Raw genomic sequence first — 9,092 nt, forward strand, 5'->3', positions numbered from 1 at the left:
AGTTACACCTCCTTAAATCTAATCTAGTATTTCAACCATGTAGTCTACTTGATGTATCATACCTCTAATTTGAGGGGTATCATTCTTTTCCACTACTTGACCAATCTTTTTGAATCCAAGAGCCTCTACTGTTTTCCTATGAGCTTCTGGTTTTCCAATAGGGCTTTTAACCAACTTAATTTTGATCATAGCCATCCTAAAATCCCCCCTAGCCTAATATTTCTTCTACAGTTTTTCCTCTTAATTTTGCAACATCTTCTGCTCTTTTAAGTCCCCTTAGAGCTTCTACTGTAGCATTAACAACATTTCTTGGGTTATTTGTTCCTAAGCATTTTGTTCTTATATCTCTTATACCAGCTAATTCACATACAGCACGAACTGCTCCACCAGCAATAACTCCTGTACCTTCTTTAGATGGTTTTAATAATACTCTTCCTGCTCCAAATTCTCCAATAACTTCATGTGGTATTGTAGTTCCAACAAGAGGAACTGATATTATATGTTTCTTAGCATCTTGAATAGCTTTTCTAATAGCTTCAGGTACTTCTAAGGCTTTAGCCATTCCTACTCCAACGTTTCCGTTTTCATCTCCTACTACAACTAAGGCACTAAATCTAAAGTTCCTACCACCTTTTACAACTTTAGTAACACGGTTGATGCTAACAACTCTTTCTTTTAATTCTAATTCACTTCCGTCTTTATATGAACGTTCCATTAATTCCCCTCCTTCTATTAGAACTTAAGTCCAGCTTCTCTTGCAGATTCAGCAAGTTCTTTTATTCTTCCGTGATAAATATATCCACCTCTATCAAATACTACTTCTTCTATACCTTTTTCTAATGCCTTTTTGGCAACAATTTCTCCAACATGTTTTGCAGCTTCTTTATTGCTAGTAGAAGTAAGGTTAAGAGATTTATCTAATGTGGAAGCTGAAACTAATGTATGACCTACTGAATCATCGATTATTTGAGCATATATATGATTTCCACTCCTATAGATATTAAGTCTTGGTCTATCAGGAGTTCCATTGATTTTCTTTCTTACTCTTGAATGTCTTGCTTTTCTATTTTCATTTTTATTTATCTTTTTAAACAATGTTTTTCACTCCCTTCTACTTACCAGTCTTACCAACCTTACGTCTTATTATTTCGCCAGCATATTTAATACCTTTACCCTTATAAGGTTCTGGTTTTCTAAATGCTCTTATATTAGCTGCGTAGTTTCCTACAAGTTGTTTATCTATACCCTTAACAATAATTTTATTTGCTGCTGGCACCTCTACTTCGATTCCTTTAGGATCCTCTAACTCTACTGGATGGGAATATCCTAATGTTAACACTAGTTTATTTCCTTGTTTTGCAGCTCTATATCCAGTACCTTCTATTTCTAAAGTTTTTGAATATCCTTCTGTAACTCCCATTATCATGTTTGAAATCAAAGTTCTTGACAAACCATGTAAAGATTTATGCTTTTTATTTTCAGTTGGTCTAGCAACTGTTAGCACACCATCTTCTATCTTTATTTCCATATCAGTATTTATATTCTCAGATAATTGTCCTTTAGGACCCTTTACCTCAACTAAATTATTATCATTTATTTTAATCTCCACGCCATTTGGGATAGTAATTGGTTTTAATCCTATTCTTGACATGAGTGCACCTCCTTCACATAATTTAGCTATTTATTACCAAACATAACAAATAACTTCTCCGCCTACTCCTTCTTTTCTAGCAACTTTATCAGTCATAATACCACTAGAAGTGGAAAGTATTGCTATTCCAAGGCCACCTAGTACTCTTGGAACTTCATCAGATTTTACATATACTCTAAGACCTGGTTTTGAAATTCTCTTAATTCCAGATATAACCTTTTCGTTATGTTTACCATATTTTAAATCTACTCTTATAATCCCTTGTTTCCCATCATCTATTACATCATAGCCTTTTATAAATCCTTCATCTAGTAGGATTTGAGCTAATTGTTTTTTTATGTTTGAAGCAGGAATATCAACAGAATCATGCTTCGCATTGTTTCCATTTCTTATTCTCGTTAACATATCTGCAATTGGGTCTGTCATCATAATTTAGCTACCTCCTTTCATAAGCTTGTTGCTACCAGCTTGCTTTTCTAACTCCAGGTATTTGACCTTTGTATGCTAATTCTCTAAAACAAATACGGCATACTCCATATTTTCTTAAATAAGCATGAGGCCTTCCACATATTTTACATCTATTATATTCTCTACTGCTGAATTTTTGTTTTCTTTGTTGTTTAACAACCATAGATTTCTTTGCCAAAAAAAATTCCCTCCTTCTCTACTTTTTAAAGGGCATACCCATTAGTCCTAAAAACGCCTTTGCCTCTTCGTCAGTTTTTGCTGTAGTTACGATTATGATATCTAATCCTCTAATAGATTCAACCTTATCATATTCAATTTCAGGGAATATTAACTGTTCTTTAATTCCTAATGCATAGTTTCCTCTACCATCAAAAGAAGTATCACTTACTCCTCTAAAGTCTCTAACTCTTGGTAATGCAATATTCATTAATTTATCTAAAAAGTGGTACATTTTGTCTCCTCTAAGAGTAACCTTAGTACCTACATTCATACCTTCACGTAGCTTAAAATTCGCTATTGATTTTTTAGCCTTAGTTATAACAGGTTTTTGTCCTGCAATCATTTCTAATTCTTTTACTGCTGATTCAAGTAGTTTTGGGTTATCTCTCGCCTCTCCAATACCCATATTGATTACTACTTTTTCAAGTCTTGGTACTTCCATTATGTTTCCATATTGAAATTTTTCCATTAATGCATTTACTACTTCATTTGTATATTTTTCTTTTAATCTGGAAGCCATTCCTATTACCTCCTTTCCACATTAGACTATTTATCTAGAACTTCTCCACATTTTTTACACACTCTTACTTTGCTTCCATCAGCTAGTAAGTTATGGCCAACTCTTACTCCAGTTTTATCTTTCTCACAATAATACATCACATTTGATGCATTTATCGCACCTTCCATCTTAACTATTCCGCCTGGGACTGTTGGACCTTGTGCTTTTTTATGTTTTGTAAGCATGTTTACGCCTTCAACTATTACTCTATTTTCATTAGGAAATACTCTTAGCACTTTCCCTTTTTTTCCTTTATCTTTTCCAGCAATAACAACTACTGTGTCTCCACTCTTTACATGCATGCTTTACACCTCCTCCTATAGTACTTCCGGTGCCAAGGATATTATTTTCATAAAGTTTCCTCTTCTAAGCTCCCTAGTAACAGGTCCGAATATACGAGTACCTACTGGGTTCTTATCGTCTTTTATAATAACAGCGGCATTATCATCGAATTTGATGTAAGAGCCATCATTTCTTCTAACTCCATGCTTAGTTCTTACAACAACAGCTTTTACTACCTCACCTTTTTTAACAACTCCACCAGGTGTTGCTGTTTTAACAGTACAAATTACTATGTCTCCAACTCTAGCATATTTTTTATTTGTTCCACCTAATACTCTAATAACTAATACTTCTTTAGCACCTGAATTATCAGCTATTCTCATACGGCTTTCCGTTTGAATCATCCGAATACCTCCCTTCCAAGTTAAAAGGACTATTTAGCCTTCTCTACTATATTTACTACTCTCCATCTTTTATCCTTACTAAGTGGTCTGGTTTCCATTATTTTAACGATATCGCCAACGCCACACTCATTATTCTCATCATGAGCTTTAAACTTAGTGGTTTTTCTTATTTGTTTCTTATATAAAGGATGTGTTACGAAAGTTTCAACAGCAACAACTACTGTCTTATCCATTTTATCGCTTACAACATTACCTATTCTAACCTTACGATTTCCTCTTTCCATCTAAGATTAAACCTCCTTTCCTATACCTAATTCTCGTTCTCTCACTATTGTTTTAACACGAGCTATATCTTTTCTAACTGCCTTTATTCTTAATGGATTATCTAATTGACCAGTAGCCAATTGAAATCTTAAGTTGAATAATTCAGCTTTTAACTCTGTTAGCTTGTTATTTAACTCTACTTCTGATAATTGGCGTACTTCCTTAATCTTCATTAGCTTCACCACCCTTTTCTTGCGTTTCCTCGCGAGTAACAAACTTTGTCTTTATTGACAATTTATGTGCAGCTAGTCTCATTGCTTCCCTAGCATCTTCTTCTGATACTCCGCCCATTTCAAATAAGATTCTACCTGGTTTAACTACTGCTACCCAATACTCAGGTGAACCTTTTCCAGAACCCATACGTGTTTCAGCAGGCTTTTCTGTTACTGGCTTATCTGGAAATACTTTAATCCAAACATTACCGCCTCTCTTAACATATCTTGTCATAGCACGTCTTGCAGCCTCTATTTGATTAGAAGTAATCCAAGTTGGCTCTAATGCTTGCAAACCAAATTCTCCATAAGTAATCGTATTTCCACGAGTAGCCTTTCCCTTCATTCTTCCTCTATGAACTCTACGATATTTTACTCTTTTAGGCATTAACATCTTATTTTCCTCCTTCCTACGGAATTTTTTCTATTCTTCTACAGTTTTCTCTACTTTTTCTACCTTTTTAGTAGGAAGAACTTCACCTTTATATAACCATACTTTTACTCCAAGCTTTCCATAAGTAGTATCCGCTTCAGCAAAACCATAATCTATGTCAGCTCTTAACGTTTGTAGAGGTATTGTTCCTTCACTATATCCTTCTGTTCTAGCCATATCTGCTCCACCAAGTCTTCCTGATACTGAAGTTTTAATTCCTTTTCCTCCAGATCTCATAGTTCTTTGGATTGCTTGTTTCATTGCTCTTCTAAATGAAACCCTTCTCTCAAGTTGTGAAGCAATGTTTTCAGCAACTAATTGAGCATCTAGCTCCGGAATTTTAATTTCTTCAACATTTACAACTACAGACTTTTTAGTCATTTTTTCAATATCTAATCTTAGTTCTTCTACTCCAGAACCACCTTTACCTATAACCATTCCTGGTTTAGCTGTATATACTGTAAGTTTAATTCTATTAGCAGCTCTTTCAATTTCAATTTTAGAAATACCAGAGATGAATAGTTTTTTCTTAACAAATTCACGTATCTTATTGTCTTCAACTAAATATTCATTAAAAGTCTTTTTATCAGCATACCATTTTGAATCCCAATCTTTAATTATTCCGACCCTTAAACCATGTGGGTTAACCTTTTGACCCATTAACTATCCCTCCTTTTCTAGTCTCTTTCTTTTACGACTACTCCTATATGACTACTTCTCTTTAATATTGGATAAGCCATACCTCTTGCTTTAGGTCTAAATCTTTTCATATGTGGACCATCATTTGCATAGGCATCAGCTACAAAAAGATTATCTCTATCCATATTGAAGTTGTTTTCAGCATTAGCAATTGCAGATGTTAAAACTTTTTCAAGAACTCTCGCACCTTGTTTAGGTGTAAATCTTAAAATTGATAAAGCTTCATCTACTTGTTTGCCTCTAATTTCTTTACATATGAAATTTACCTTTAGTGGTGAAATTCGTATATATTTGGCTATAGCTCTAGCTTCCACTATATTTCCCTCCTTCTCCTTTATCTTACACCAGATGACCTTTCATTTTTATCAACATGAGATCTAAATGTTCTCGTTGGAACAAACTCACCTAGTTTGTGCCCTACCATATCTTCTGTAACATATATAGGCACGTGTTTTCTTCCATCATGTACTGCTATTGTATGACCAACCATTTCTGGAAATATAGTTGAACGGCGTGACCATGTTTTAATAACTTTTTTATCATTATTTTTATTTAACTCTTCTACTTTTTTAAGAAGATGGTCATCACAAAAGGGTCCTTTTTTAAGAGATCTACCCATGATTACTCCTCCTTTCAGATATTTAACTACTTAGTTCTTCTTCTCACGATATATTTGTCTGATTTTTTACTTTTCTTTCTAGTTTTTAGTCCCATCGCAGGTTTACCCCATGGAGTCAATGGTGCAGGCATACCTATTGGAGCTCTACCTTCTCCACCACCATGTGGATGGTCTACAGGGTTCATTGCGCTACCTCTAACCGTTGGTCTAATACCCATATGTCTAGTTCTACCAGCCTTACCTATTGTAATAAGCTCGTGAGATATATTACCTACTTGACCAATTGTTGCACGGCAATTAAGTCTAACTAATCTAAATTCTCCTGAAGGTAATCTCAATTGTGCAAACTCTCCTTCTTTTGCCATTAATTGAGCTGATGCACCTGCTGATCTAACAAGCTGACCACCTTTTCCTGGTTGCAACTCTACGTTATGAACATTTGTACCCACTGGAATATCTTTTAATTTTAACGCATTACCTATTTTAATGTCCGCATTTTCACCAGATTCTATTAAATCTCCAACTTTTAAATTATGTGGTGCTAAAATATATCTTTTTTCACCATCAACATAATTAATAAGCGCTATATTAGCTGTTCTATTTGGATCATATTCAATAGCAGCAACACGACCTGGTATACCATCTTTATCTCTTTTAAAATCTATTATTCTATATTTTCTCTTAGCTCCACCACCCCTATGGCGAATAGTGATTCTACCTTGTGAGTTTCTTCCACCACTCCTATTCAAGTTAATAAGTAGTGATTTTTCTGGTTCTTTTTTTGTTATCTCTTCAAATGTAGAAACTGTCATCTGTCTAAGTGCAGGGGAAGTTGCTTTAAATTTTCTAACGCTCATCGTTTTCCCTCCTTCTATGAAATTTCTATTCCATTCCTTCGAAGAATTCTATTCTCTTAGAATCTTCCGTTAATTTTACTATAGCTTTCTTCCAATCTGGTCTTTTACCTGAATGAATTCCTTGTCTTTTAACTTTACCAAGCATATTCATTACACTAACCTTCTCAACTTTTACATCAAATATAGTTTCTATAGCTTTTTTTACTTCGGCCTTGTTTGTTCTTTTATCAACAACAAAAGTATATTTACCATATGCCATATCATCCATACTTCTCTCAGTTATTATTGGTCTGATGATAATATCGTGTGGATTACGCATTATGCATACACCTCCTCCACTTTTCTTACTGCATCTTTAGTTATAATAAATGAATTATATTTTAATATATCATAAACATTTAATGTATTAACAAGAGCAGTTTGTACATTCGGAATGTTATTTGCTGATTTTATAACATTTACATTCTTTTCTCCCATAACTATTAAAGCTTTCTTATCTGCATTTATTTTAGTTAAGAAATTAGCCATATCCTTAGTTTTTGGAGCATCAAAGTTTATTTCATCTATTACTATTATTTCATTATTTAAAACCTTTGAAGTTAGTGCAGATTTCATTGCAAGTCTTCTAACTTTCTTAGGTACACTGTAGCTGTAATCTCTTGGTTTTGGTGCAAATGTAACTCCACCACCTGTGAAATGTGGGGCTCTAATGCTTCCTTGACGAGCTCTACCTGTACCCTTTTGTCTCCAAGGCTTTCTGCCACCGCCTCTTACTTCTGCTCTAGTTTTAGCAGATTGTGTTCCCTGTCTTTTATTAGCAAGTTGGTTTTTTACAACTTCATAAACTACATGTTGGTTTACTTCAATACCAAATATATTCTCATCTAACTCAATTTCTCCTACTTGTTCTCCTAACATGTTATAAACATTTACCTTAGGCATTTTGCATCCTCCTTTCCGCCTTAATTATTACTTTTTAACCGTTTCTTTTATAGTTACTATCCCTTTTTTCGGTCCTGGAATTGCACCTTTTATAAGGATTAGATTCTTATCAGCATCTACTCTAACTACTTCTAGATTTTGTACAGTTACTCTTTCATTTCCCATTCTTCCAGCCATTCTATGGCCTTTGAATACTCTTCCTGGGTAAGTACCTGCTGACATACCACCTGGAGCTCTATGGAATTTAGAACCGTGGGATTCTCTTCCTCTACCAAATCCATGTCTCTTTATAACGCCTTGTGTTCCTTTACCTTTAGAAACACCAATAACATCAACTAAATCACCTTCAGCAAATACATCTGCTTTTATTTCCTGACCTATTTCATATTCATCTGGATTTTCCACTTTAAATTCTTTTAAGTATTTCTTATACGCTACATTGCCTTTATTAAAATGACCTTTCATAGGCTTGTTTATTCTTTGTTCCTTTATATCTTGAAATCCAATTTGGATTGCATTATATCCATCTATTTCAACAGTTTTCTTTTGAACAACAACTAAAGGACCAGCTTCAACAACTGTTACTGGAACCACAGATCCATCTTCTTTAAAAATTTGGGTCATTCCAATTTTTCTTCCCATTATGTTTTTCATTACTACACCTCCTATTATCTTACAGCGGATTACTTTAAGTAATCATATAAATATCCTTATGATCTAATCTCAATATCTACTCCCGCAGGTAAATTCAACTTCATAAGTGAATCCACAGTCTTTTGATTCGGGTTTAAGATATCGATTAATCTCTTATGAGTTCTTTGCTCAAATTGCTCTCTAGAATCTTTATACTTATGAACTGCTCTTAATATTGTAATAATTTCCTTTTCAGTTGGTAATGGCACCGGACCTGAAACAGTAGCACCTGTTCTTTTAGCAGTTTCAACTATTCTTTGAGCTGATGCATCTAAAAGCTCATGATCATAAGCCTTTAACCTAATTCTTATTTTTTGTTTACCATTATTTGACATTTAATTCCCTCCTTCTATCGCATGCTGTTTTGTTACATGCGACTTGGCATTGCCGATCCACACCTCCGGGCGTGTTGTTATTTTTTTAATAAATAACGGCAATTCCAGTCGCCCGATTTATAACCGGACATTCTCAGCAAAAATTCCCTGTTTTCAACAGCCACCTTTTGCATCATCGCAATGTCTAAAATTGAACACTACTACATTTTATAATAAACTCAGTGAAAACTCAAGTCTTTTTTTTAATAAACTTAAATTTTTTGAAGTTTTTTTATATATCTTTAGACATTAGCAGGGGCCCATTAATTTTCGGGTCCCCACTTTATGTCTAAACTTAAAAATTATTCAAGAACTTTAGTTACAACTCCAGATCCTACTGTTCTTCCACCTTCACG

20 protein-coding genes are annotated in these 9,092 nt (G+C 34.2%); all 20 read right to left on the reverse strand.

What is annotated here, in order from left to right:
• Positions 1-18: 18 nt before the first annotated feature.
• The 20 genes from rpmD to rpsJ are packed head-to-tail and all read right to left on the reverse strand — an operon-like array spanning position 19 to position 8,697.
• Positions 19-195 (reverse strand): 50S ribosomal protein L30, encoded by a 177-nt coding sequence (gene rpmD, locus RT714_RS03730; RefSeq protein WP_313756263.1) that lies wholly within the window; start codon positions 193-195, stop codon positions 19-21.
• Between the two features lie 13 nt (positions 196-208).
• The gene (rpsE, locus tag RT714_RS03735) at positions 209-715 is read right to left on the reverse strand and encodes a 30S ribosomal protein S5 (protein ID WP_132984115.1); all 507 of its coding nucleotides are present in this window, start codon (positions 713-715) and stop codon (positions 209-211) included.
• Between the two features lie 17 nt (positions 716-732).
• On the reverse strand, positions 733-1,095 hold the full coding sequence (rplR, locus tag RT714_RS03740; RefSeq protein ID WP_313756264.1) for a 50S ribosomal protein L18: 363 nt from the start codon (positions 1,093-1,095) through the stop codon (positions 733-735).
• 16 nt (positions 1,096-1,111) lie between these two features.
• Positions 1,112-1,651, reverse strand: a complete 540-nt coding sequence (rplF, locus tag RT714_RS03745) for a 50S ribosomal protein L6 (RefSeq protein WP_313756265.1) — start codon at positions 1,649-1,651, stop codon at positions 1,112-1,114.
• A 33-nt stretch (positions 1,652-1,684) separates the two neighbouring features.
• Positions 1,685-2,080: a 30S ribosomal protein S8 gene (gene rpsH, locus RT714_RS03750; RefSeq protein ID WP_094901939.1), complete on the reverse strand. Its 396-nt coding sequence runs from the start codon at positions 2,078-2,080 to the stop codon at positions 1,685-1,687.
• 31 nt (positions 2,081-2,111) lie between these two features.
• Entirely contained in the window at positions 2,112-2,297 is a 186-nt protein-coding gene (locus RT714_RS03755; protein WP_072976894.1) for a type Z 30S ribosomal protein S14, read from the reverse strand.
• An 18-nt stretch (positions 2,298-2,315) separates the two neighbouring features.
• A complete protein-coding gene (gene rplE / locus RT714_RS03760) occupies positions 2,316-2,858 on the reverse strand; it encodes a 50S ribosomal protein L5 (RefSeq protein ID WP_313756266.1) in 543 nt (180 codons plus the stop codon).
• Positions 2,859-2,884: 26 nt separating this feature from the next.
• Positions 2,885-3,199: a 50S ribosomal protein L24 gene (gene rplX / locus RT714_RS03765; RefSeq protein ID WP_313756267.1), complete on the reverse strand. Its 315-nt coding sequence runs from the start codon at positions 3,197-3,199 to the stop codon at positions 2,885-2,887.
• Positions 3,200-3,214: 15 nt separating this feature from the next.
• Positions 3,215-3,583, reverse strand: a complete 369-nt coding sequence (gene rplN / locus RT714_RS03770; RefSeq protein ID WP_072976877.1) for a 50S ribosomal protein L14 — start codon at positions 3,581-3,583, stop codon at positions 3,215-3,217.
• A 29-nt stretch (positions 3,584-3,612) separates the two neighbouring features.
• Positions 3,613-3,867 carry a 30S ribosomal protein S17 gene (rpsQ, locus tag RT714_RS03775; RefSeq protein ID WP_072976875.1) on the reverse strand — a complete coding sequence of 85 codons (255 nt, stop codon included), beginning with the start codon at positions 3,865-3,867 and terminating at the stop codon, positions 3,613-3,615.
• Positions 3,868-3,873: 6 nt separating this feature from the next.
• Positions 3,874-4,080 (reverse strand): 50S ribosomal protein L29, encoded by a 207-nt coding sequence (gene rpmC / locus RT714_RS03780; RefSeq protein WP_072976872.1) that lies wholly within the window; start codon positions 4,078-4,080, stop codon positions 3,874-3,876.
• The gene (rplP, locus tag RT714_RS03785) at positions 4,070-4,513 is read right to left on the reverse strand and encodes a 50S ribosomal protein L16 (protein WP_072976869.1); all 444 of its coding nucleotides are present in this window, start codon (positions 4,511-4,513) and stop codon (positions 4,070-4,072) included. Before rplP ends, rpmC begins: the two co-directional genes overlap by 11 nt.
• A gap of 30 nt (positions 4,514-4,543) precedes the next feature.
• A complete protein-coding gene (gene rpsC, locus RT714_RS03790) occupies positions 4,544-5,212 on the reverse strand; it encodes a 30S ribosomal protein S3 (RefSeq protein ID WP_313756268.1) in 669 nt (222 codons plus the stop codon).
• Between the two features lie 17 nt (positions 5,213-5,229).
• On the reverse strand, positions 5,230-5,565 hold the full coding sequence (gene rplV / locus RT714_RS03795; protein WP_313756269.1) for a 50S ribosomal protein L22: 336 nt from the start codon (positions 5,563-5,565) through the stop codon (positions 5,230-5,232).
• 20 nt (positions 5,566-5,585) lie between these two features.
• Entirely contained in the window at positions 5,586-5,870 is a 285-nt protein-coding gene (gene rpsS / locus RT714_RS03800) for a 30S ribosomal protein S19 (protein ID WP_313756270.1), read from the reverse strand.
• A 26-nt stretch (positions 5,871-5,896) separates the two neighbouring features.
• Positions 5,897-6,727, reverse strand: coding sequence for a 50S ribosomal protein L2 (gene rplB / locus RT714_RS03805; RefSeq protein ID WP_313756271.1), 831 nt, complete (start codon positions 6,725-6,727; stop codon positions 5,897-5,899).
• Between the two features lie 25 nt (positions 6,728-6,752).
• Positions 6,753-7,046, reverse strand: coding sequence for a 50S ribosomal protein L23 (gene rplW / locus RT714_RS03810; RefSeq protein WP_072976858.1), 294 nt, complete (start codon positions 7,044-7,046; stop codon positions 6,753-6,755).
• Positions 7,046-7,669, reverse strand: a complete 624-nt coding sequence (gene rplD / locus RT714_RS03815) for a 50S ribosomal protein L4 (RefSeq protein ID WP_313756272.1) — start codon at positions 7,667-7,669, stop codon at positions 7,046-7,048. The genes rplW and rplD overlap by 1 nt, the downstream gene beginning before the upstream one ends.
• 27 nt (positions 7,670-7,696) lie before the next feature.
• Entirely contained in the window at positions 7,697-8,323 is a 627-nt protein-coding gene (gene rplC, locus RT714_RS03820) for a 50S ribosomal protein L3 (protein WP_313756273.1), read from the reverse strand.
• Between the two features lie 56 nt (positions 8,324-8,379).
• The gene (gene rpsJ / locus RT714_RS03825; protein WP_072976851.1) at positions 8,380-8,697 is read right to left on the reverse strand and encodes a 30S ribosomal protein S10; all 318 of its coding nucleotides are present in this window, start codon (positions 8,695-8,697) and stop codon (positions 8,380-8,382) included.
• Positions 8,698-9,092 lie beyond the last annotated feature (395 nt).

The organism is Tissierella sp., from assembly GCF_032104385.1.
Taxonomy (GTDB): Bacteria; Bacillota; Clostridia; order Tissierellales; family Tissierellaceae; genus Tissierella.

Coding starts and splice junctions, on each gene's coding strand:
- rpmD (WP_313756263.1), bottom strand. CDS start 195: ATGGCTATGATCAAAATTAAGTTGGTTAAAAGCCCTATTGGAAAACCA.
- rpsE (WP_132984115.1), bottom strand. CDS start 715: ATGGAACGTTCATATAAAGACGGAAGTGAATTAGAATTAAAAGAAAGA.
- rplF (WP_313756265.1), bottom strand. CDS start 1,651: ATGTCAAGAATAGGATTAAAACCAATTACTATCCCAAATGGCGTGGAG.
- rpsH (WP_094901939.1), bottom strand. CDS start 2,080: ATGATGACAGACCCAATTGCAGATATGTTAACGAGAATAAGAAATGGA.
- rplE (WP_313756266.1), bottom strand. CDS start 2,858: ATGGCTTCCAGATTAAAAGAAAAATATACAAATGAAGTAGTAAATGCA.
- rplX (WP_313756267.1), bottom strand. CDS start 3,199: ATGCATGTAAAGAGTGGAGACACAGTAGTTGTTATTGCTGGAAAAGAT.
- rplN (WP_072976877.1), bottom strand. CDS start 3,583: ATGATTCAAACGGAAAGCCGTATGAGAATAGCTGATAATTCAGGTGCT.
- rpsQ (WP_072976875.1), bottom strand. CDS start 3,867: ATGGAAAGAGGAAATCGTAAGGTTAGAATAGGTAATGTTGTAAGCGAT.
- rpmC (WP_072976872.1), bottom strand. CDS start 4,080: ATGAAGATTAAGGAAGTACGCCAATTATCAGAAGTAGAGTTAAATAAC.
- rplP (WP_072976869.1), bottom strand. CDS start 4,513: ATGTTAATGCCTAAAAGAGTAAAATATCGTAGAGTTCATAGAGGAAGA.
- rpsC (WP_313756268.1), bottom strand. CDS start 5,212: ATGGGTCAAAAGGTTAACCCACATGGTTTAAGGGTCGGAATAATTAAA.
- rpsS (WP_313756270.1), bottom strand. CDS start 5,870: ATGGGTAGATCTCTTAAAAAAGGACCCTTTTGTGATGACCATCTTCTT.
- rplB (WP_313756271.1), bottom strand. CDS start 6,727: ATGAGCGTTAGAAAATTTAAAGCAACTTCCCCTGCACTTAGACAGATG.
- rplW (WP_072976858.1), bottom strand. CDS start 7,046: ATGCGTAATCCACACGATATTATCATCAGACCAATAATAACTGAGAGA.
- rplD (WP_313756272.1), bottom strand. CDS start 7,669: ATGCCTAAGGTAAATGTTTATAACATGTTAGGAGAACAAGTAGGAGAA.
- rplC (WP_313756273.1), bottom strand. CDS start 8,323: ATGAAAAACATAATGGGAAGAAAAATTGGAATGACCCAAATTTTTAAA.
- rpsJ (WP_072976851.1), bottom strand. CDS start 8,697: ATGTCAAATAATGGTAAACAAAAAATAAGAATTAGGTTAAAGGCTTAT.